We start from the raw sequence: 20942 nt of genomic DNA on the forward strand, positions 1-20942 counted from the left end.
GTCGGCCCTTGCGGTTCGATGGTCGCGCATTCCGTGTGTCCAAAGTAGTCCCCACCACTTGAAGTAACGGACATCACTTTGGACACCGGCTTCAACTCTGTCCATGCGGCCACGAAATGACGCTTACTTCCAGACCGCCCACTTGTACTCCCAACACGGCTCCATTTTCTGTCAGAATCACTGTATGAATATACAGTATCCTGGAATTGCCGACAGGAGGCAAGATGACCATTGCCCAGTGGAGGTCCCATGTGCACAAACTATGCATCGGCTAGACGCGATAGATTGTTTAAACATTTTGGGGTCGAGCCGCCCGACAGCCCATGGCGCGACGATGTGTACAAGGACTATCCCGCCCCGATTATCCGGAGCGTAGAAGGTATTGAGCGCGCGGACGTCGCCACATTTGGGATGGTCCCCCGCAAGCACATCCCGCCGGGTGTCCGCGTCTTCGACACGATGAATGCACGCACGGAGACCGTTGGAGAGAAGCGCAGCTTTAGCGGCGCCTGGAAACGGCAGCAACTCTGTCTCGTTCCATGCGAAGCCTTTTACGAGCCGAACTATGAGTCAGGTAAGGCTGTGCGTTGGCGCATCGGCATGGAGTCAGGCGAGCCCTTCGGCATCGCCGGTCTTTGGCGGGAGTGGGATGAGGGTGAGGCGGGCAAGTCACTATCGTTCAGCATGCTCACCGTGAATTCAACTGAGCATCCGCTCATGAATCGGTTTCACAAACCCGGGGACGAGAAGCGCTCTGTGGTCATTGTGCGGCCATCGGACTACGACGCCTGGCTCGCCAGTCGTTCAATGGACGAGGCGCGGTCATTTCTGAACTTGTTTCCAGCGGAGTTGATGCACGCAGAAGCTTGTCCTGCTCTCCCGAGAGCGGCCAAGGCTCGAGCGACTACATCAGAGGACGAGGGTGTCAAATGAACAGGCGGTGGGAACGAGCGACGCACGTGGGTTAGATGGCAGCACAAGCACGAAGGTCGGCACGCGAGCCAGCAAGCTTGCTACTATGGAAGTCAAGTTCGCGTTCTGCATGATGCGCTCAAGGCTGGGAAGAGTCCGGCCCCGGTTTTGCATTCAACGGTGAGCACCTCGGGGGAAACTGATGATGTCAACAGCTAACGCGGCAGGAGGCGGAGACTTACAGTTTACGCCAGCGGTCTTTTCACCCGATGCAGGTGTTCTCTTCTCTGTATATGGACTGAACCTCGGGTACCACGCGTTCACTCTTTCCTACGAAGCGGCGTGTGAGCAACTGGGCGCGCGGCATCAGACCCAGCAGGAAATGCTGCTCGCATTCCAGCTTAACCACCCGCGAATCGCTCGAGCCATCAAGCAGAAGACGTTGCCGCAAAACGGCTGCCGGGTTGTCCTTGAAGCTGCTGATTTTGTTGCGCAGTCAAGGCCTCCGAGTGCCGCCGAGGCGACTTCTCATTCCAATGACTCGGGACCGTCGGGTCTAGATGCCGAAGATGAGTGAGCGGTGAGTAGCAACGCCGGCGGCAACTCCAGCTGCAGCGGCGAACGACGCATTTGCCCAGGCAGAGGCGGTATCGCCTGCGGCAAAGACTCCGGGAACGCTCGTCTGCTTCAAGCCATTGACCCGAATTACTGGACCCATCGGCCCCTCTTCAAAGTCACACCCGAGCTGCTCGGCAAGACCACTGGCCATGTGAGTGCGCGGGCCGACGAACAGGGCGTCGATGGCAACAACTCGACCATCGGCAAGACGTAATCCCGTCAGGTCCGGTGCATCGCCCAAGACCTCGACCACGGGGCTGCGCTCAATGAGCACGTTCCGAGCTTTGAGCAGGGCAGCGTCCTCAGCACTCTCTTCAATAATGCCCTGTGTGAAGAACGTCGTTGGCCCCCAATCTGGAATCAGCAACGCCTGATGGATTGATAGCGCGTTCGTTGCCAGGACACCGAGCTTCCGGTCGGCAACTTCATAGCCGTGACAGTACGGGCAGTGGAGCACACTGATACCCCAACGCTCTTGGAGACCAGGTAACGCAGGTAGCTCATCCCGAACGCCCGTTGCGAGCACTAACCTGCTTCCCTTGAAGGAGCGTCCGTCGCTCAACGTGACGACAAACTGTTCGTCGGTGCGCTGGGCCGCCTTGGCTTCAGCCGTCACGATTTCAACGGTCGGATATTTGGCCAACTGAGCCGTGGCATCACTGACGATATCCGCCGGGCTTTTGCCGTCCTGGCCGAAGAAGCCATGCGAGTGGGCAGCGAACCGGTTGCGAGGGTTTTTCCCGTCGACCACAAGCACGCGGCGCCTCGCCCGTGCCAGTTGCATGGCTGCAGACAACCCGGCGAAGCTGCCGCCAACCACGATGACATCAAATTGCGACTGCATGAGGTCCTCCCATTCTGAGATTAGACAAGGAGCGCCGACAGGTCGGAGTCCTTGGCAATGCACACACGTAACACGTGAAGTTACATAATAGCCCTATGTTATCCTCTTTCGCAACTTATCGAGTTTCATGAAAAGGTCGACCGAGATGAGAGTTGATAGCCGGATGTCGCGCACGTTGCACGCGCTGATTCATATGGAGCGTGCGGATGGCCCCCTGACGTCAGATGCACTGGCGGAAATGCTCGGGACGAACCCGGTCGTCGTGCGGCGCATGTTCGGGGGTTTGCGGGACAACGGATACGTGCAGTCGGAAAAGGGGCACGGTGGCGGCTGGGTCTTGGCCAAGCCGCTCGGTGAAATTACGCTCCTCGATATTTATCGCGCGGTGGGCGAGCCGCCATTGTTCTCTGACCTTGTGTCGGAAGACCACCCCGAATGTCTGGTTGAACAGGCCGTAAACGCGCACTTATCGGAGACGCTCCGGGAAGCGGAAAGCGCACTGCTAGCCAAGTTTGAGAGCGTCACTATTGCAATGCTTCTCTCTGACTTCAACGCCACATCGACTGGAAGGCGAAGAGGTCGGCAGCGTTGATGCGAGAAGAGTGCGGACGGTCGAGCACGATTGCACCGAATACCATGCGTCCTGCTTTGACCGCGCGCTGTAGAGGCGCGTGAAGCGTTAGCGAATGCTTCGCGCGCAAGACCGAGTGTCCCGTTCTTGTACCGAAAAATCCACAATCAGCGGCGACAGTTCTTACGGGAAACGGCAATGTGCTGACTGTGCGTCGGACATTCGCGGGTATCAATTCTTCGACGTTGTCTTGTGCAAGCGGGCTTCGGCGGATGCCCGCGCGCGGGACCGCCCAAGGTCGATAGCTTCTCGAATATCCATCTCGAGGGCGCCTTTGTCGTGTTCTGGCGATGCGAGGTTGCCGAGTTCGCCGTCGCGCTGGATAAGCCAAAGCGCCGTGGCCACAATGCCGATGCCTACCGAAGGGTCGCCGGCTTCTAAGCGCTGCAGCGTTGGGACGGTGATGCCCATGCGTTTAGCCCAGGTCTTTAGAGATTCACTGCGGCGTAATCGCGCAACGGCTAAATCTACCCCCAATTGTTCAAGGGCAGCGGTCGTTGCGGCAGGCAATTGTGTAAGGGCACGAGAAGTCTTCGGCATACAAATAGATATATACGAAATACAGCTTTGCGTAAATTTCTATTTGCACATTCGCGTAAGAAGGAAACTTCTCGGGCGGTCCGATGCATATCGGAGAAGTGATTCCGTAGAGGCTGCGACCCATCTCTAGGCGGTGACCGCCAAGCAGTCGCGCGGTGAATATCATCCGGGTCGCGGAGAAGAATTCGGCGCGCCGAGCCGGACGCGTGTCGGCCTGGAAAGTGACCAACTACCCAGCTGGCAGAGCAAGCTTAACTGTGTGTGCCAGTGCGCTGCACGCGCTGTCGCGCCGTGTCCGCGACGGGCGGAAACACGTTCCAGTAACCGTCGTCATGTAGGAAGAAGAACAGGGCGTGCGACCCCGTCGGTAGCGAAGTCTCCACGCACGCGTAGCGGGTTCTGCCCCAGCGCGTACGACCGAAGGCGGTTACGTGCGCTGCCGTACTCGGGGCGAGCCATTTTTCGACTTGGTACCGCAGTGACTGCGCCTTTGTATCTTTCATTTGCTGCTCCCGTACACCGGTACTTGCGCAGCCCATGTGGCTGAGATAGCGCAAACGCCAACGACCGGTCGCCCTCGATGTACGACGCATATTTCCTGCGCCGCATCTAGAGCTTAAGAAATCACTTTAACCATAGCGCCCGAAAGCTGGCAGTGCGTGTATCCTGGCGACATGTCGACAAAAACAAGAGTAGCCCAAAAGCGCGTGTTCGGCGGTTTTGGGCAACGATTGTTGGTGCCCTGCACCACATAGTTGCTGGCCCGTGAAGTCACGAGCCTGGATTGTTTCCCGATAGCCGGCCATCCTCCTTGCGAGGAACATGAAGCCCTGCGCTCCAACGCGCTAAGGTGTTGAAAGAGCGGAGGCAAAAATGGGACCAGCCGACTTCGGCGCATTCGAGCACGAAGGTTGGGAACGTGTCGCGCAGGCCTATCACACGTATTTCGGCGATTTGACTGCCCAGTTGAACCGCGCGATGCTCGAGACGCTTGGCGTGGGGCGTGGCATGCGCTTTCTCGACGTCGCATGCGGGCCTGGCTACCTCGCTGCCGCAGCCAGGCGCCGTGGTGCGGACGTCGCCGGCGTGGATTTCTCGGTCGCGATGGTCGACAAGGCGAGGCGCGTTTTTCCGGAACTCGAATTCCGCATCGGCAACGCGGAGGATGTGCCATTTCCCGACGAAAGCTTTGGCGCAGTGGGAATCAGCTTCGGGATGGAGCATTTTCAGCATCCTGAGCGTGCGCTCGCGGAGGCGTTTCGCGTGCTGCAACCTGGCGGAAGAATTGCCTTTACAGTCAGCGCGACGCCGGACAAGGCCATCGGTATCGGGATGGTGTTAAAGGCCATCGAGAAGCACGGGACGACCGATGTGCCAGTTCCGCCGGGACCGCCTTTCTTTCGGTTCAGCAATTGGGGGGAATCGAGGCGCGCGTTGCTCGAAGCCGGGTTCGTCCAACCAGAGGTGCGAGAGGTGGACCAGACTCTGGTGCTGAGTGCACCGGATACGCCGTTTCACGCGCTCATGCGTGGCGGCGTCCGGTTTGCCGCGATGCTTCACGCGCAGACGCCGGTCGCGCTGGCATTGATTGAACGCGCCGTCGAGCACGACGCAGAGACGTATCGGAGCGCAGCCGGGGAACTTCGGATTCCTATGTGCTGCGTCTTGGCTTCCGCACTCAAGGCTTAGTGCAAGATTGTTTGCGGGAAGTCCAAGCAGACCTCGTTATGAAGTCCAACGCGGTCTGGAAGATTCGTAACGGTCCGTTATTTAAACAAACCCTTGGTGCCGGCGATACCCGCCAATGGCTGAAGTGGGGAAGGCCTGCCAACATGACGCCTGACTTGTTCCCCGGCGAGTTATCACCGTGCAGGCGGCGCGACACAGTGCATATCGCCCACGATGGCGAATATCGCGGTACATCGAACGTTCATTAAGTAATTTGTAAAATTGCCGTTGAGCGGTGCGCGGCAGTCGGGGAGGCACCGCGAGAGCAGAGACGACCCCAACAAGAGCAACGACATGCCACTTCCTAACGGTGTAGACCCCTCCGGTCTGATTCAGCCAACGTGTCCTTCGGCGGTCTGGATGGGTAACCGCGGCGTGCTCCACGACGAGCATCGACAGCTGCGTCGTACATGGGAGCGGAAGCAATGGATTACGTGCCTGCTGTCATACCAGGGCATTCGCCGGTATCCGTTGATGAAGCCCGGCTCGTACACAGAGCTGTTCTTCCTCGATGAGGCCACGGCGCTGAGTGCGGGGCACCGACCCTGCGGTCAATGCCGGAAGACTCAGTTGGGGTTGTTCAAGGATTGTTGGGTACGCGGCAATAACCGCCCGTCCAGTACGCGGCTCGCCGACATCGACAACGCATTGCACGTGGAGCGAATGGCACGCGGGAACAGCAATGATTGGTCCGGTGCGCTCCACATGCTGCCGGCAGGCGTCCTCGTAGTTTGGGAGGGGAGACCGCATCTTTGGGCCGGAGGCACGCTGCGCGCCTGGACGCCGTGCGGATATGGGAACCTCGTTCCCGTTGTCGATGACGCTGCGGCCGTCCAACTTTACACTCTGCCATCTATCGTGAAGGCAATCGCAGCTGGCTATCCCGTTCAGATGCATCCCAGCGCGGCGCAGTAACGGACGGCAGGAATTTGCTGCGCTCTCGTAACTCATTCATTGAGGGGCACATTGCATGTCGGTTTTCCTTGAGGAGCACGGGGCCAACGACGGGCTCGTAGCGTTTCAACGCGTTTCCCTCTCCAGCGGTCACAATGAGAGCTGGCTGCAGGAAAAACTGTATCAGCACGCATCCCTGATTCCGATGGTAGAGATGTTTGGCCAGGGTGAAGCGTTCCTCCCGCTGTGCCGGGAGTTTCCCCTTAGGCACGGCGCGTCCAACGTGTTTCTCGACCTTTTGGGTGTGTCGCCGACCGGCCGGCTCGTTTTGATTGAGTGCAAGTTATGGCGAAACCCGGGGGCGCGCCGCGAAGTAATCGCGCAGCTATTCGAGTATGCATCGCTGATGTCCGGGCTGACCTATTCTGACCTCGAAGCCAAGCTCAAGCAGGCCCGCGGTCTGCCTGGCGAGAATCCGATGTTCAAGGCAGTAAGCGCGGCTCATCCGGACATTGATGAAGCGAGCTTCGTCGATTCGGTGAATGCGTCGCTGCGCAGCGGCGATTTCCTGCTTGCCATCGCTGGCGACGGCATCCGCAGCGACCTGCATGCCCTGCGCAATCTTCTCGCCAATCAAGGCGGACTCCTCGCCCGGCTGGCGCTGCTCGAAATTCGGCTCTTCGGGGATGCGAGCGGCCGCACGCTACTTGTACCCAATGTGCCCGTGCAGACCGAACTAGTGAAGCGGGAGGTTTTCATCAGTGGCCGCAGGGAGCACCCTGCCGAGCAAGTCGAGCGCCCTGTACCGGAACGGGGCGAAGACCCGATTGCGAGCAATGAGCCCAGAACTGCCGCGCCTGCAAGCAGTGAAGCACGTGCGAAGAATCGGGAGTTCTGGGAGTACTTCATCTCTGTCGCTCGTTTTGACCACCCGGACCAGACCGCACCGCGCCTCGGGGGGAACAACTATGTCCGCCTAAGCTTGCCTGGCCCGGTGAACGGCCTCGTTGCATACCGGGTTGCAGATGGGCGGGTAGGCCTCTTTGTAAATTTCATCGGACCTGAGGGCCGCGAACTCATGCATGAGTTGCTTGAAGACCAGGACGGGCTGGAAGGTGAGCTGGCACTGCCAGTTCGCTTCAATTTCGGCGATACCGCCGCCGGCAGCGACAAGGTTGTAGGCTCGATGGCGGTCGAATATACGCCGAAGGAGGGTGTCGACAAGGAGAAGGAGCAGATGGTCTGGCTGCTCTGGAACACTAACGTCTTCGTGAATGTGATGCGTCCTCGATTGGCAGCAGTCACGGTATAGCTATTAACGACCTCCCTCGCGGGCAAAGGACACCCGTATGAAGACTTTCTTTGCCGCCGTGCTGGTTCGCTGGGCCGTTTGTGTTCCTCGGTTTCAGACTTCTCAAGACTTCTCGACGTGTTTGAGAATTCTCGGATTCGATGAGAATTCGGGCAACCGCGTCGACGAGGAGTGCCAAGGTCTTCCTGCGCCAAGCGCTTATCGGCGCCCAAGCGGCATCGAACGCTTTGATGTCCGCAGGTTGGTTCTCGGAGGAAGGAATTGCAGACCTGAAACGGCCATCTTTTGCCTAGGCCGCTGCACACTTCGACAACTCGGATTGGTGATGTGGCATAGTGCAACGAAATATCTTCTTAAAGGAGAGAACTATGGCCACGCTTGAATCCATCCAAGCAAAAATTGCGAAGCTTCAGGCTCAAGCTGAAGCAATCGTTGTGAGCAAGTCGACGGTTGTGTTGGACAAAATCCGTGACCTCATGGAAAAGCACGGTATCGGCGTTTCAGATATCGAAGCGCACGTTGGAAAGCGCCGTGGTCGCAAGGCAGGGGCAACAGCTGCAGTAAAGCAGAGCACCTCGGCCGCGAAGTACGTTGACCTCAAGACGGGTGCGACTTGGTCGGGCCGCGGGCGGGCGCCTGGCTGGATTGCGAGCGTAAAGGACCGCAGTAAGTTCTTGGCCACTGGCGCTGCGCCGAAGTCGGCTGCGACTGCGCAAAAGACGCCGAAGGCTGGAAGATATGTTCGCGGCCCGCAGCCAGCGCTATACGCGGACCCTAAGACTGGTGCAACTTGGAGCGGTCGTGGCCGTGCACCTGCTTGGATTGCGAACGCGAAGGACCGCACGAAGTTCCTGATTTCAGATGCTGCAGCACCTGCTTCGACGGCTAAGGCTAAGGCCAAGAAGGCTGCGCCCGCAAAGGCCGCTCTGAAGACGACGGCGAAGAAGGCTGCTGCCAAAAAGGCGGCGGCGAAGAAGGTTGCAGTCAAGAAAGCGGCAGCGGAGAAACTGGCTGCGCCGGCGCGGAAGGCGGCTCAGAAGAACGGTGCTGCCGCCAAATCGCCTGTCACCAGAAAAGCACGTGTGCCGAAGCGCACGGCGAAATCTGAGGGCTCCGTCGATGTTGCCGTTACTCCGGCACATATTGAGGTAGCGAGCGCGCCTGCCGCAGCCTGAGCTACCTCCAAGTCGGGCTGTGGGGACACTGCCCCCGCCCGGCCAAGCATTCGTGGGTGAGGCTGCCGTGAAGGCAAGCACAGTTGCTGGTATCGATGTTGGCGGTGCAAGTAAAGGATGCCATTTGGTCATCCTTCTGGATACAAGCATCCTCAGCAACGCGAGAGGAGTGACACCGTCGGAGATGCTGCAGGAGTGCGTGAAATTTGATGTGACGGCAGTAGGTATAGATGTGCCGTCTCGATTGGCAGAGGCAGGTTAGTCGCCAAGCTAAACGGGAATTGGCACGGCAGCACATTCACTTCTTTGCTACGCCATCGCGAGAGCGCGCGAAGTCCAGCCCTAGCCGCTTCTACGACTGGATGCTGTGCGGTGAGCAGCTCTATCGTGCATTTGCCACCGTTTATCCGCTTTTAACTTCCCAAGAGTACACGGGCCACGGTATGAATATTGAGACGTTCCCGCATGTCATCACGTGCTCAGTGTTCGGGAATGAAAATGTCTGCGCCGAAAGGCAGCTCGTCGAACGCAGAAAGCTCCTCGAATCGTTGGAGTCAATCCGACGCCCTTGAGGGCAATTGACGACGTGGATGCCGCATTGTGCGCCTGGACTGCGGGTGCTTGGTAGCCGAGACAACAAAGTCCTACGGGGACGCTGTGGGCGGATACATCGTTGTACCCGAATGCGGCATCATCGGCTGACTGGCGGACAGCATTCACGAGCGAATTGGATACCTCGGGTTGCGCCCTCGGGACCCGCTACCGCACGCTCTCGTTTCTACCTTCTTGTGGCGGTGGAGCACGAGACGATGACAAGTATGCCAACGTCCATCCAAAGGACTGTGCTCATTCCGTCGCTGGCCACCGTTAAAAGCGAGCTTGAATCTGGTCGAACCGTCGGGCCCGTCCCGCCACGTGGAGCCGGAGAGTCGCTCAGCAACTCTTCATAGGAGTCGGAAAGTCTCGCACAAACCCTTTTTTTGTCTAAGATTTACCGAGCATATGCCATATCCCTGTCATGAATTCTTACATCATGGCTTCACATGAGCTGGCTGCAAGATGGGGTTTCGGCACGGTTTGTGCGTTTAGCGGGCTGGTGTGGTGCTGTCTGTGGGCGTGTGCACATTAACCGGGTGCGCCGCGAAAATACACTGTTGTGGGTTGGCGCAACCTGGGAGCCGGTCATGGCCAACGAAGCGAAGCGCGATAATGGGAGCGGGACCAGCGACCGCTGGCTTTCCACTCGCGTGGGCGGAGTGCAAATTGGCGCCCATGTGAGCGAAGAGGATGCACCAAATTCGGAGATGACCATCTTTTGGGCTGCCAGACTAGCATTGTCTGAGTTCACCGAGGTGGTGGGTGAAGCGGAGCGGGCACTGGGAGAGAATGCGCCAGACCGCATCCTCATTGCATATGGTGACACGAAGGAGACGCATCGAACGGCTAGTCTGGCCGCCCGTCTTGCCGTGTTCTCGAAGCGTCCTGGATTCGAGGCTTTTCGTGCAGAATTTATGGTGCCCGGCGGAAAGGTCGTCGCATGGGCCAACACCGCCGAGGTCGATATAACGCCCGAATCACCGAACATTGGCATCAGTATCCCGCCATGGATGTGGGCAGATTTTCAGTCGGTCATTGCCCACGGGATTATTCTCACGACACCGCTGGTCGGCGTCGCCTCGCCGGGCATGGTCATGGCGGCATTAACCGACATGTTGGCCGACGGAGCCACTGCACACTAGCGCGGGAGACCTACTGTGAAACCCCGTTTCGTAGCCGGTTTGTTTTATGTAAGTATGGAAATTAGAGACCAATCTGGGCCCGTAAAAACTATCACTCGCAGTACGCCCCATGCAGAACACGTCGTAACAGTCGAGAACATCTCAACGCTTCCCCGTGACATTCACGTTTTTAGCTCGTTGCCCAATGGAACCCGTCACGTTGAGTTCGCTAAGACGCCGCCAATCGACTCGTGGGATGAGCAGGTGATGCGCATTCCAAGCGGCTCATTGCGGACAGCGGTTTGCCCGGTGAGACGAAACGGGGCCCAGTCAGTCGCAAGTGTTCCATTTCAACTCAACAGATTGCTTGAGCGACTTGGGGCCGCGGCCGTATGGATGCCGATAGCGTCGCCATCTATACCATTCGATATTATTGTGCAAGCGGGCTAGCCTAGTGCATCAACCGAGAAATCAAATTCCATGAGGCGATATTGATGGAATCGGCTAATTTCGTGCTCGCGATTACGCCTCCGGGACTAGCTCTTCTTGTAGAGGCGGCATCTCCGCTCAATGAACGTTTCTTTAGAAACAGTGTCGCAAGGGACTTGACTCGAACCGGTCATGCGAACAGCGAAGCGTTGTTGGATGTGATGGTCAAATCGAATAAGGCTTCTGCCGAATTAGCTGGTTTAGCCCCAACCTTTGTCAGTTGCTTTGCGACGAGCTTCTCCGTCGTTAATGAGCTGAGGCAGGGTGGGCTATGGTGGATTCTTGGCTACGCAACGATTTTCGTAGCTTTCCTGCTTGTCATTATCAAGCTTGTTCACGGGAAAACTCTTTTTGAGCTAGACGATGAAGCTGCGGTGTCGTGGCGTATGAAATCTGGAACTCGGAAGCGGACTGCGGTTGACTTGTCATCGTACGCCGTTTACGCAGCCAACATTTTGCTCATCCTCCTCACCGTCGCGGTCTTCTATGCAACCCGAAATAGCTCCGCTCCGGCTTAAGGGGCGTTCGCCACGCCCGACGCAGAAGTAGAGACCTCTTTCCCTCAGAGGTGAGCTTGGCCGCCGGCTGAGGATTGGGGCCCAACGCGCTGCAATGCGCGGCGTCGTCGATGAATGCTCTGTCCATCCTCGCCGTTTGCAGGTTCCGCGACCCAATTCCCTCAAGTTCTGAGAGAATCTCACCGTAAGAAACAAAAGGAAGAGGACCGCATCGCCTGCTGGGTACGATGGCGGGACAGGTGTCGGCCTCTACTCGAGGGTATATGCAAAAAGCATACAACAAGACCACATTGAGACCAATCAATAATGAAAATAAGAATCGCAATTTGCCTTCTGGGCATCCTGCTGGCGCCGTGCGCCTATGCAAGTGAGTCGGCCTCTGTAATCTTGACCGATGGCCCAACGTTGTTCTTTATCGTGGTGAACGCCGTCCTGACCTGGTACTTCGGCTTTCACAAATTCAACCGCTTCTCCGTTTCCCACGGCCCTGAAGTCCTCACGACCGTTGGTATCCTCGGATGCTTTTTCAGCATCGCCTTGGCGCTGCTGAATTTCGACGCGACAAATGTCTCGGACAGTGTGCCGCATCTTCTCGAGGGCGTGAAAACCGCTTTTTGGGCGTCCGTCAGCGGCGTGCTAGGTTCGCTTATCCTCCGGTACCGACACTACACGCACAAGGACCCAATTCCTCAAACTGAGGGCGCGCCGAAGTCGGCCACGCTCGATGATGTCGTCGCGGCGACGCAAGCTCTTCAGCGTTCCTTGTCCGGCAGCGAGGAAGGCAGTCTCCTCACCCAGTTGAAACTCATGCGCCAGGAGCAAGGCGACGAACTGCGCTCGCTGCGCACGTCTTTCGATACATTCGCCCAGCGGATGTCCGAAGATGGTTCGAAGGCGCTCATTGAGGCACTGAAGGAAGTCATTAGAGATTTCAACACGAAAATTAGCGAGCAGTTTGGCGAAAATTTCCGCCACCTCAACGTTGCGGTCGAGAAGCTGGTCGTTTGGCAGCAGCAGTACAAGGAAGAGCTGGACAAACTCCAAACGCTCCAAAAGGAGTCGGCCGAGGACTTGCGCAATGCGTCGGCGGGCCTTGGAGTCTTCATTGACAGGGCCGGCGGCTTTGCCGCCACCGCGGCTGCTCTCGAAACGACGCTGCGTGGCCTTGCACAGCAACATCAGCAGATTGACCAGTCGCAACGCTCGATGGCTGAGGTGCTGCTACAGATGAAGGACGTGACGCCCCAATTCTCGCGCAAGGTGGATGAGATGACGGAGTCGATGAAGCAAGGCGTCGCCAAGGTACAGTCGGATGTGTCGGACGTTGTGAAGAACCTCGGCACCCAAATGCAGGCCTCGTCGTCGGAAATGAAGCAGCTTCTCACCGATACGCTGCGCAAGTCGCAGACTGAGGTGAACGACGGCTTGACGCGTTCGATGGAGGCAGTGCGTCAAAGCGTCGTCGCCCTCGACAAGGGCTTGCAGGAAGAACTCAATAAGAGCCTCGAGTCGCTTGGCCGCCAACTGGCATCTCTCTCCGAAAAGTTCGTGGCGGACTATACGCCACTTACCGACCGCCTTCGCGAGGTCGTTCGCATTGCTGGCACGGCGTGAGGTGACGAGTGGAATCGGAAAGCAATCAGTCGCACTGGATACCGATGGCCGACCTGATGACTGGCCTGATGCTGGTCTTCATGCTTTTGACGGCAGCGTTCATGCTTCGCGTCGAAAAGACGACGACGCTGGTCGTCAAGGAGTACGAGACCACGAAGAAAGATATGCAGCTCGCGCTGCAGAAGGAGTTCGAGAAGGACCTCAAGCAGTGGAACGCCGAAATCCTTGGCGACATGACCATCAGGTTCAATGACCCCACGGTACTGTTCGCAACCGGGTCGTCGGAGCTTCGCCCCCGGTTTAAAGAGGTGTTAGGGCAGTTCTTCCCGCGCTACGTGGCATTGCTGACGTCCCCGCAGTTTAAGGATGCTGTCAAGGAAATCCGGATTGAGGGGCATACGAGTGCAGCTTGGACCGGTACAACGGATGCGCGAACCGCGTATTTCAAGAATATGGAGCTGTCGCAGGCTCGCACCCGTAGCACGCTCGAATATCTGCTTTCGATGCAAAAAGTGCAGCCGCAGGAGACGTGGTTGATTCAGCACGTGACGGCCAACGGGTTGTCGTCGTCGCATCCCATATCACAGGAAGCGCATTCGGCCGCAGCACAACTCGCGAACCAACGCGTTGAGTTCCGCATCGTCACAAATGCGAGCGACAAGATGGACCAAATTGCCGAGAGGTTACAAAAATGACCTTCAAGCTACCGGACTTCTTGGGCTGGTCCACGTTTAACGGGTTGCGGCACAAGATGGGCGCACCCTTGGTTGCGAGATTTGGTGCTCAGCATGTAGTGACCGAGATTGATTTGCCCGTGATTGACAGGCTACAGGGCAAGGGCATCGACGTCACCGCTGACCAGATTCAGGTCTTGGATGACGGCACCCTAGCGTATAAGGGCTACCGCGTTTTGGTGTACATCAGAGACGTGCCGTCCATCGGGGCTCGGGGTAGCATGCCCAAGTACCATTTCGCGCACTGCCGAACGCTTGAGACCATGTACAGGAACCATCGGTCAGAGCGCTATGTGGTTGCTATATCGGACTCGGGTTTCTTTCACGTCAACGTCTTGGACAGCGGCATTAAATCCGAACCGGTTCGGTTGGACGTCTGCCAGAATTGCTTGGCGCACATCCGCTGGAAGGGCTTCGACATGCAAATGGCTCGCCCGAGCCGACTCTCGATTGTTGGGGAGTTCAAGCTCTCGGAGTTCTTTACAACGTACCCGAAGGCACTGCTAGCAGTTACACCGAAGCATTCGTCAGATACAGCCCCGCTGAACACATACACCGACAACTGGCCTGAGGTTTCTGCCAGAACCCGTAGCATTCGCGGCTATAAGTGCGAGAAATGCGACATTGTCTTGCCTGGGGGCGAGGCCAAGTTTCTTCACGTGCATCATCAGAACGGCCAGAAGCATGACAACAGCGACGAGAACTTGGAGGTTCTATGCATCGGTTGCCACGCGGAAGAGCCGATGCATGCTCACATGAAGAGCTTGCCGGACTACCGAGAGTTTTCGGAGCGTTACCGTAGGCGAACCTGATGCGTTTGCCGTTGGGTTCGGCTCGCGTGATGAGCGCCTACCATCTCGAACTCTGGACCGGCACTCGACGCACGAACACGGCAAATCGAGATAACAAGGGGAGCACAAATGGGATGGGGCTTCAGAAAGAGTATTAAGATTGCACCTGGCATTCGCGTGAACTTGAGCAAGAACGGTATCAGTACGTCTATTGGTGGCAAAGGGCTAACGTACAACACTCGCGGTCGGGTCACTGCCAGCATTCCGGGCACTGGCATCCGCTACACGCATAACGTCAACGCGAGGCGAACAGCGAATCCGGTTCGGTCTGTCGTTGCAGGTAGCAGCCGCTTCGACTCGGCAAGCACCACGCAACTTTCAAAGCGGGAGCAGGCCGCGCGTGATTTCGTCGCACAGGTTCAGTCACGCACCACTGACGCGCTCCTGCAGTACTTCTTCTCGCATGGCGTCTACGTTCGGCGCGATGACTTGTCTGAAGCAGTATTGCTTGAGGAGCATCAAGCGTTCCTTGAGACACTCGGCCGCGAGTTCGAAGCGACTACAAAGGCCATAAAACTTGCCGTCGACATTGGTTCGATATCGCTAGCTGAGAAAGAAAAGGCAATGCTGGCGGTGTACGAAATTGAAGGGAAATGCACAGCGCACCTCGGTGAGCACGGACAGCTTGCCAACGAGGCGATTTTCCTCGCAAATGCTGTTGCGTCATGGCCAAAGTCGCCGAATTTCGTCGGGCCCCTCGCAATCGGCCTTCTGACCTCACTTTTCATCTTGATGGGCAGCATTCCAATCGGCCTCGTCTTCCTCGTCGTCGCATTCGGGTATGGTTGGCACAGTCTCAAGTCGTTCAAAAAGAAGAGTGCAGCGGCCAACGAGTCGCTCGAAGCGGCCAACGCGCGGTTTGATTCATTGCTCGCAACGGAGATTTCGCCGCGTCCGACTCTTGCAGTGACCGACGACTTCGTCGGAACGAAAGCGGCTGGCTTTGGAGCTGTCACTATTGTCCTCGCGATGTTCGCTGTGTATCAGAGCAGCCACGGCGTCCATCAAGATGCCGTGGCGTCGTCTGGTACCGAGCTGGCTGCTGCCTCGGCGGCCAGTGTGACGGCGGCGACGCAAGGAGACGCTCAGCATTCCGACTTCGGCTGGCTTCTCGGGAAGTCGCCCCATGACGTGGTTGGGGACAAGCGCTTCCGTGCAGCGTTCAGCCACGTCTCACGCGCCGACTGGAAGAAGTTCGTGGACCGCATCACTGTTAGCAGCGCCAGCGGTATCTACGAGAAAGACGGCTACATCATGGGAGAGGGTTGCAAGCCTCACGAGTGCGTATCAGACAACGCGGCGTTCGCCATCAACGCGGCTACGGGTAAGGGCGACATTGTGTTCAGGGAAACTGCCGATGCGTCGACAGGCAAGTCAGCCTCGAAGGTTGTGACTTGGAAAGACCTTCCTCTGGAGTCGACGCCGCTGGCAGATTGGCTGAAAGCAAACGAGGCGCTGTCGAGCCCCGGCTCTGTCGCGACGCCTTCGAGCGCGCCCGCGACGCCAACCCTTCAGACCAGCTTTGATTGCAGCAAGGCGCGCTCTGATGCTGAGCATTTGATTTGCTCGGATGCCGAACTGGCGGCCGATGACGTGAAACTGGCGTCAATCTATGCGAAGGCAAAGGCCGCGGCAGCCGACCAAGTTGCCTTCAAGGAACGTACCCGCGCGGAATGGAACTACCGCGAGCAGACTTGCCATGACCGCGATTGCTTGTCGAAGTGGTACGCCGACCAGAAGACGGCGCTTCAGCGAATCGCTGATACTGGCAACGCACAGAGTGAATGATTGACTGTAGCGTCGGACAGCTCGGACGACCGGTGCAAGTCAGGGGTGCCGCCGAGAGCTATTAGCAATGAGCAACCGGGTGCGCTATTGGCCCAGTTCCCGAGCTAACCGGCGCCCGACAGAATGTGCACGTACGCCGGCTTCTGAGGGATGAGGTCGTAGAGAGCAATCTCATTTGCGGGGTACTACGCCGGTACCGCCTGCTCACGTCGGCTCTTCAGAGCGTTTGAACATCCATGTCCGCGAGTGGGTATCCCGTACGCCTCCTTGCTACACTCCGGGCCGGAGCCGACGTGTGCCTGTTCGCTCGCTCAAGATGGTGAATCCGGTTCAGGCAGCGCCACTCGATGAGCGCATGGCTTATCCTTGTCACGGCAGATTCCGTTGAGTCGGCGCATTGGAGTGCAGGTGACCGAAGAGCTGCCGCCGTGAGCAACATCCTTTCTGTCGCTTAGCTTGAGCAACTGCGTTGCGGCGCCACTGGTCTCATGCGGCAGGCCAACGTCCCCCTCAACGATGCTCAAGACCGCCTAGCGTCAGAGCGCGGGTTCAAGAACTCATCTGCCGGCGGTATTCCTGGCGCTGCGCGACTAGCCGGCACCTAGTAAGATGACATACCTCATGACCGTACATTTTGCCAGCAGTTCAACGACATGGACCTGACCAAAGACATATCACTGGAAACGCTGGAGGAGCGCCTCTTCGCCCTCCAGCGTGACACGAGTCAGACGCTGCAGCTCGTCACAACGCCTCCGAGACCGTCACCATTTTGCGTCGAGGCGATGACGCTCCAGTACATAGTCACGGTAGCGCGCAAAGTTGGTGAACAACTTGTTTCGCGGTTCATGGACCTGTCAGTTTCCAGCGAACACCTCAATGAAGTGTTGCGGAAGTCATTTGGCAACCCGCATGTGCTTGTGGCTTGGGTGATGGCGCGCGCGGCGGAAGATTCGGCTGGCGCCAGGATTGAGCGGAACGTCGCTGCTCACTTCAATTCGTATCTGGATGCGATGGAGTCGTACGACTTCATGAACACGCATGAAACAGCAGAGTTGAGGGCTAACCTAATCTGTGTGCAGCGCGCGCAGCGCGAATATGTGCGTTCGCTCTACGCCCAGGTGGATGGGCGGAATGTCATGCGGCCATACCCTGAAATTCGGCTGGTTGTGCAAGACATCTTGAGCCAGCTCGCCCCACAGTGGAACGGCCAGCAGCTGCGCGAAATCGCTGGCCCATTGGCAAGCCTTGTGCGTGAGCTGATGGAGAACGCAGACTGGTGGGCTCGCACTGATGTGAACGGTGGCCTGTATCACAACGGAGTTCGAGCCGTTACATTCCGCTTGGTCAAGCTTGACCACGACAGTCAAGCGGTGTTTGCCGGCGCTAACAGTCACCTCCAAGCCTATCTGGCCCAATTCCTTGGGGAGAGCTCAAAGAGGGCACAAGGTGACCGGCCACAGCGGATGTTTATCGAGATGTCTGTCGTAGATTCAGGGCCAGGTCTCGCAAGGCGTTGGCTTTCGTCAAAAGAGGATTGGCAGCCCGGTCAGGACCCTCTGGAGGTCAATGATATTGCGGCGGAGAGCCGCGCTATTGCGGAATGCTTCAAAAAATGGCGGACGTCGTCTAACGATGCCAACCGCGGGGTGGGTCTCTTCTCCATTGCTCGCATTTTGCGTGAGCGAAACGGATTCATGCGTCTGCGCACTGGAAGGCTCGCTTATCTCTTCGGGACCGAGTCGGCGATTCGCAACGTCGCGTCACAGGCGTCAAAGGCTCATCGTGAAGATGACTATGTTTACCTGAAAGACGGTACACACGTGTTTTTCGAGGGAAGCGACGTCAACTTCTTTTTGCGCCCGTGGAGCGAGCGTGAATGTGCCATCGCTGAAGGGACATCGTATTCGATTCTGTTGCCGGTGAAGAGCTAACATGGAAGCATTTTCGGTTTCATCAAAAGCGTTCCCCGGCCCATATTCGACGCTGATTTTGTTTCTGGGCAGCAGAACTCTCGACAGCGCGGAAATTGAGGCGCTGTTTATTGGCTGGGCAAATACTCACATCGTTGAGCCCGAAATCATAGTCATCGGGGAGCAAGCAAAGGTCTCGGAGTTTCTGGAGCAGAACGCGCGCGGCGAGCGGGTCGACGGACTAGAGCGGCTAACTCGGCATAGCACGTTGCGGTTCGCTGGCTACAACAGCGCCGGGCAGGTGCTTGAAGTGACGAAGGACGGTGCAAAGGCGGACGTCGACCTCACTGGGTGCTACCGGAAGGCCGTCGCTGAGCGTATCGGACAGGACGTCCGCAATGGCGACATCGTCGTACCAGCGCCGCCGAACTTCTGGTTCGAGAAGCTCTCTGGGCGGTACGCCAGCCACTTTATTCGAGCGGAGTCCCTGCTGCAGAGCACCGCGACGATTGAACTGCTGGCACTTGCCCTTCTCAAGCCGTTCCATGACTGGTGGGTGAGCCAGAAGCCGAGCCAACGCGCCCGGACGAGTCTCTACATCGACACGATGGGTATCTGGCCGCTAGCAGAGAAGCTGACACAGCTTCATCGCTGCGAAGGGCGCAACGACACCGAATACATTATCGAAAGCTTCAAATCCTACGAGGGTCTCGATAACTGGACGCCGCTCGGGCGAGCGGCCTTCGTGCTCATTTCGGCTTCGACGTCGGGTAGCCTGGAGGCGAAAGTACGTGAGCGCTTAAGTCCTGCAGCGATTCACGTCCATACGCTCATCAGACTTAAAGCTGAGGAGGGAGCTACAGCCGTGGACGGAAGCGGCGTACTGTATGAACTCCCAGCGAAGCTTTCGGGCGTGCCCGCGCTGAATGAGATGCGCAGTGAGTTCGTTCCCGCCGCGAAGTCTTTGCCGCTGGGAGACGAAAGTATTCAAATTTCGGGCGAGCGCTTCTTGAGCCGGTACGCGAAACCTCGATTGGTTCGCCTCGTGTACAAGGCGCTTTCCGAGAACACTCGTAGCGCGTTGGCTGAGCTTGCGCAGAAAAATCGACTCTCGGCAGGGCAAGTGAAGTTCGACGGCGCGAGTCGTTGGTCCATCACTTTCGACGGAGGATTGACACAGAAGGCCATCGCTACGGCACCGGCGGGCAAAGTTTCGCTGCTGAAGGACTGGCTGAAAAACTATGCCTTCCCCGGTCCGGTGGCCGTCGTGTATCCTGCGGCCGGCGGTTCTGCATCTCGGGAGATTACAGTCGATGCCAAGGCTGTCGCGGACGCCGCGGCGATTGAACTCAATCAGTATCCGGGGACGGATGCGGTTGTGCTCTCCAGCGATGATTTGCTCGCAACGTCGAAAGTGCAGCAGTTTCAGCTGGAAACGCGCGGATTCATTGTCATCTGTCCCGTTGTTGGCAGCGGCTTTGTGTTCAAGCAAATTGCGGCACTTTTGCGCACGATTCAAAAGTCCGGGCCACGTCTTTTCTTGAGCTATGTGGCGCTGCCCGAATCGGAAGCGCAGTTGAATCAATTGAAGCAGGACCTTTCCAGGTCCGATGCGAGCGTCTCATACACGTTCCTTTGTCAACATGCTTTTCCCGTTGGTCGGCTAGAGCAAGCACTCAACTGGCAGGCGGAACTGGAGCTTCTCAGGCAGCTTATTGAGGATGTGAGGGAGCAACGTCTCCACGTGCCACCATCGCTTGAAGAGCGTGCTTCGGACCTAGAGGGTGGAGTGTCATTGGCAGGTGACAGAGTCTTCTTGCCTACGCTGGCAGGCGCAGCTCCAAAGTTATCGAGCGGATTCGCTCTTTGGACCGGGAGCGACAAGATATCCGGTGACCACCTTGGCGCTGCCGTCCTGCTCACCATGGCTACGCTACTTGAGGCAACTCGTGCGGCAAACAGTAAGACGCCCGCGACGACGTTGGGTAAGAGCCTGTTCCAGCAGGCGCTGTTGGACCCCGAAAACTTCACTCGATATAACGATGGCGTCATTCAAGCCGCGATGCTGCGGGCCGCCTATCCCTCCGAGTTGGACTATCGTTCACATCCCGGGGCCAGCAATGATATGGCGCGGCTTATGGCAAAGTGGATTCAGCTGGCGTCGCATCCAATCGGCGACGCTGCGCCGGAGTTCTTGCTCGCGATGGCGACGGGGAAGCTTCGTCTCTGCCCGCACCACGAACGCAGTGTGCTTTTGGAGGCAGGCAAGGGCAGTGGCCGCTCGTGGTTGAGAGCGCTGGCAAAGATAAGCTGGCTTCGCTGCGGTTACGACGAAGCTGATTGGACGGGAGTCAGTGAAGCGAGCGAACAAGAAAATTTGGCAAAGGGCGCCTGATGTGACACGCTGTGCTCAGAACCAAGAAAAATAGACTTAGAGATACGCCGCTAACGGGGACATCGATGCCACACTTCCTCACGTCAACTTGTTACTTGTTCCCCGCGTTTCCTTTACTGACGCGCGCATGGTTGTGTGTAAAGTGTAAGCGTCATTTCGTGGCCGCATGGACAGAGTTGAAGCCGGTGTCCAAAGTGATGTCCGTTACTTCAAGTGGTGGGGACTACTTTGGACACACGGAATGCGCGACCATCGAACCGCAAGGGCCGAC

At 57.6% G+C, this 20942-nt stretch carries 20 protein-coding genes; 17 read left to right on the forward strand and 3 right to left on the reverse strand.

All coding sequences use genetic code 11. From position 1 onward, the window contains the following. The first annotated feature begins 249 nt into the window (after positions 1–249). A complete protein-coding gene (locus AB4Y36_RS39725; RefSeq protein ID WP_368685867.1) occupies positions 250–933 on the forward strand; it encodes an SOS response-associated peptidase in 684 nt (227 codons plus the stop codon). A gap of 184 nt (positions 934–1117) precedes the next feature. Beyond that, positions 1118–1489 (forward strand): hypothetical protein, encoded by a 372-nt coding sequence (locus AB4Y36_RS39730; RefSeq protein ID WP_368685868.1) that lies wholly within the window; start codon positions 1118–1120, stop codon positions 1487–1489. On the opposite strand, the gene AB4Y36_RS39735 is transcribed toward AB4Y36_RS39730, so the two are convergent. Beyond that, entirely contained in the window at positions 1469–2374 is a 906-nt protein-coding gene (locus AB4Y36_RS39735; RefSeq protein ID WP_368685869.1) for an NAD(P)/FAD-dependent oxidoreductase, read from the reverse strand. The genes AB4Y36_RS39730 and AB4Y36_RS39735 overlap by 21 nt on opposite strands. A gap of 145 nt (positions 2375–2519) precedes the next feature. Here AB4Y36_RS39735 and AB4Y36_RS39740 point away from each other — a divergent pair, with 145 nt between their 5' ends. Beyond that, positions 2520–2966 carry an Rrf2 family transcriptional regulator gene (locus AB4Y36_RS39740; protein ID WP_368685886.1) on the forward strand — a complete coding sequence of 149 codons (447 nt, stop codon included), beginning with the start codon at positions 2520–2522 and terminating at the stop codon, positions 2964–2966. A gap of 210 nt (positions 2967–3176) precedes the next feature. Here the strand turns inward: AB4Y36_RS39740 and AB4Y36_RS39745 are convergent, their stop codons facing one another. Both AB4Y36_RS39745 and AB4Y36_RS39750 read right to left on the reverse strand, forming a co-directional pair. Next, positions 3177–3416 carry an XRE family transcriptional regulator gene (locus AB4Y36_RS39745; RefSeq protein ID WP_368685870.1) on the reverse strand — a complete coding sequence of 80 codons (240 nt, stop codon included), beginning with the start codon at positions 3414–3416 and terminating at the stop codon, positions 3177–3179. A gap of 380 nt (positions 3417–3796) precedes the next feature. Then, a complete protein-coding gene (locus AB4Y36_RS39750; RefSeq protein WP_368685871.1) occupies positions 3797–4048 on the reverse strand; it encodes a hypothetical protein in 252 nt (83 codons plus the stop codon). 370 nt (positions 4049–4418) lie between these two features. Between AB4Y36_RS39750 and AB4Y36_RS39755 the strand changes: the two genes are divergently transcribed. The 14 genes from AB4Y36_RS39755 to AB4Y36_RS39820 all read left to right on the forward strand — a co-directional run bounded on the left by AB4Y36_RS39755 (position 4419) and on the right by AB4Y36_RS39820 (position 20671). After that, complete coding sequence (locus tag AB4Y36_RS39755) at positions 4419–5234, forward strand: class I SAM-dependent methyltransferase (protein ID WP_368685872.1); 816 nt, start codon at positions 4419–4421, stop codon at positions 5232–5234. Positions 5235–5272: 38 nt separating this feature from the next. Continuing rightward, entirely contained in the window at positions 5273–5482 is a 210-nt protein-coding gene (locus AB4Y36_RS39760) for a hypothetical protein (protein WP_368685873.1), read from the forward strand. A gap of 761 nt (positions 5483–6243) precedes the next feature. Next, positions 6244–7479, forward strand: coding sequence for a hypothetical protein (locus AB4Y36_RS39765; RefSeq protein WP_368685874.1), 1236 nt, complete (start codon positions 6244–6246; stop codon positions 7477–7479). 37 nt (positions 7480–7516) lie between these two features. Then, positions 7517–7861, forward strand: coding sequence for a hypothetical protein (locus AB4Y36_RS39770; protein ID WP_368685875.1), 345 nt, complete (start codon positions 7517–7519; stop codon positions 7859–7861). Further along, positions 7848–8654, forward strand: a complete 807-nt coding sequence (locus tag AB4Y36_RS39775) for an H-NS family nucleoid-associated regulatory protein (RefSeq protein WP_368685876.1) — start codon at positions 7848–7850, stop codon at positions 8652–8654. Before AB4Y36_RS39770 ends, AB4Y36_RS39775 begins: the two co-directional genes overlap by 14 nt. A gap of 230 nt (positions 8655–8884) precedes the next feature. Beyond that, positions 8885–9226 (forward strand): DUF429 domain-containing protein, encoded by a 342-nt coding sequence (locus AB4Y36_RS39780; RefSeq protein WP_368685877.1) that lies wholly within the window; start codon positions 8885–8887, stop codon positions 9224–9226. 612 nt (positions 9227–9838) lie between these two features. Further along, complete coding sequence (locus tag AB4Y36_RS39785; protein ID WP_368685878.1) at positions 9839–10393, forward strand: hypothetical protein; 555 nt, start codon at positions 9839–9841, stop codon at positions 10391–10393. Positions 10394–10866: 473 nt separating this feature from the next. Further along, complete coding sequence (locus tag AB4Y36_RS39790; RefSeq protein ID WP_368685879.1) at positions 10867–11379, forward strand: hypothetical protein; 513 nt, start codon at positions 10867–10869, stop codon at positions 11377–11379. Positions 11380–11685: 306 nt separating this feature from the next. Next, on the forward strand, positions 11686–12993 hold the full coding sequence (locus AB4Y36_RS39795; RefSeq protein ID WP_368685880.1) for a hypothetical protein: 1308 nt from the start codon (positions 11686–11688) through the stop codon (positions 12991–12993). Between the two features lie 44 nt (positions 12994–13037). Then, positions 13038–13688: a flagellar motor protein MotB gene (locus AB4Y36_RS39800; protein ID WP_368685881.1), complete on the forward strand. Its 651-nt coding sequence runs from the start codon at positions 13038–13040 to the stop codon at positions 13686–13688. Then, positions 13685–14539, forward strand: a complete 855-nt coding sequence (locus AB4Y36_RS39805) for an HNH endonuclease (RefSeq protein WP_368685882.1) — start codon at positions 13685–13687, stop codon at positions 14537–14539. Before AB4Y36_RS39800 ends, AB4Y36_RS39805 begins: the two co-directional genes overlap by 4 nt. Before the next feature lie 108 nt (positions 14540–14647). Beyond that, on the forward strand, positions 14648–16366 hold the full coding sequence (locus AB4Y36_RS39810; RefSeq protein ID WP_368685883.1) for a DUF4236 domain-containing protein: 1719 nt from the start codon (positions 14648–14650) through the stop codon (positions 16364–16366). Positions 16367–17019: 653 nt separating this feature from the next. Beyond that, a complete protein-coding gene (locus AB4Y36_RS39815) occupies positions 17020–18297 on the forward strand; it encodes a hypothetical protein (RefSeq protein ID WP_368685884.1) in 1278 nt (425 codons plus the stop codon). 1 nt (position 18298) lies between these two features. Continuing rightward, complete coding sequence (locus AB4Y36_RS39820) at positions 18299–20671, forward strand: hypothetical protein (RefSeq protein ID WP_368685885.1); 2373 nt, start codon at positions 18299–18301, stop codon at positions 20669–20671. Positions 20672–20942 lie beyond the last annotated feature (271 nt).

The sequence above is a fragment of the Paraburkholderia sp. BR10936 genome (assembly GCF_040965735.1).
Lineage (GTDB): Bacteria > Pseudomonadota > Gammaproteobacteria > Burkholderiales > Burkholderiaceae > Paraburkholderia > Paraburkholderia nodosa_A.

Excerpts from the sequence above, each read along its gene's own strand:
- AB4Y36_RS39725 (WP_368685867.1), top strand. The coding sequence starts at position 250 with ATGTGCACAAACTATGCATCGGCTAGACGCGATAGATTGTTTAAACAT.
- AB4Y36_RS39730 (WP_368685868.1), top strand. The coding sequence starts at position 1,118 with ATGTCAACAGCTAACGCGGCAGGAGGCGGAGACTTACAGTTTACGCCA.
- AB4Y36_RS39735 (WP_368685869.1), bottom strand. The coding sequence starts at position 2,374 with ATGCAGTCGCAATTTGATGTCATCGTGGTTGGCGGCAGCTTCGCCGGG.
- AB4Y36_RS39740 (WP_368685886.1), top strand. The coding sequence starts at position 2,520 with ATGAGAGTTGATAGCCGGATGTCGCGCACGTTGCACGCGCTGATTCAT.
- AB4Y36_RS39745 (WP_368685870.1), bottom strand. The coding sequence starts at position 3,416 with ATGGGCATCACCGTCCCAACGCTGCAGCGCTTAGAAGCCGGCGACCCT.
- AB4Y36_RS39750 (WP_368685871.1), bottom strand. The coding sequence starts at position 4,048 with ATGAAAGATACAAAGGCGCAGTCACTGCGGTACCAAGTCGAAAAATGG.
- AB4Y36_RS39755 (WP_368685872.1), top strand. The coding sequence starts at position 4,419 with ATGGGACCAGCCGACTTCGGCGCATTCGAGCACGAAGGTTGGGAACGT.
- AB4Y36_RS39760 (WP_368685873.1), top strand. The coding sequence starts at position 5,273 with ATGAAGTCCAACGCGGTCTGGAAGATTCGTAACGGTCCGTTATTTAAA.
- AB4Y36_RS39765 (WP_368685874.1), top strand. The coding sequence starts at position 6,244 with ATGTCGGTTTTCCTTGAGGAGCACGGGGCCAACGACGGGCTCGTAGCG.
- AB4Y36_RS39770 (WP_368685875.1), top strand. The coding sequence starts at position 7,517 with ATGAAGACTTTCTTTGCCGCCGTGCTGGTTCGCTGGGCCGTTTGTGTT.
- AB4Y36_RS39775 (WP_368685876.1), top strand. The coding sequence starts at position 7,848 with ATGGCCACGCTTGAATCCATCCAAGCAAAAATTGCGAAGCTTCAGGCT.
- AB4Y36_RS39780 (WP_368685877.1), top strand. The coding sequence starts at position 8,885 with ATGTGCCGTCTCGATTGGCAGAGGCAGGTTAGTCGCCAAGCTAAACGG.
- AB4Y36_RS39785 (WP_368685878.1), top strand. The coding sequence starts at position 9,839 with ATGGCCAACGAAGCGAAGCGCGATAATGGGAGCGGGACCAGCGACCGC.
- AB4Y36_RS39790 (WP_368685879.1), top strand. The coding sequence starts at position 10,867 with ATGGAATCGGCTAATTTCGTGCTCGCGATTACGCCTCCGGGACTAGCT.
- AB4Y36_RS39795 (WP_368685880.1), top strand. The coding sequence starts at position 11,686 with ATGAAAATAAGAATCGCAATTTGCCTTCTGGGCATCCTGCTGGCGCCG.
- AB4Y36_RS39800 (WP_368685881.1), top strand. The coding sequence starts at position 13,038 with ATGGCCGACCTGATGACTGGCCTGATGCTGGTCTTCATGCTTTTGACG.
- AB4Y36_RS39805 (WP_368685882.1), top strand. The coding sequence starts at position 13,685 with ATGACCTTCAAGCTACCGGACTTCTTGGGCTGGTCCACGTTTAACGGG.
- AB4Y36_RS39810 (WP_368685883.1), top strand. The coding sequence starts at position 14,648 with ATGGGATGGGGCTTCAGAAAGAGTATTAAGATTGCACCTGGCATTCGC.
- AB4Y36_RS39815 (WP_368685884.1), top strand. The coding sequence starts at position 17,020 with ATGGACCTGACCAAAGACATATCACTGGAAACGCTGGAGGAGCGCCTC.
- AB4Y36_RS39820 (WP_368685885.1), top strand. The coding sequence starts at position 18,299 with ATGGAAGCATTTTCGGTTTCATCAAAAGCGTTCCCCGGCCCATATTCG.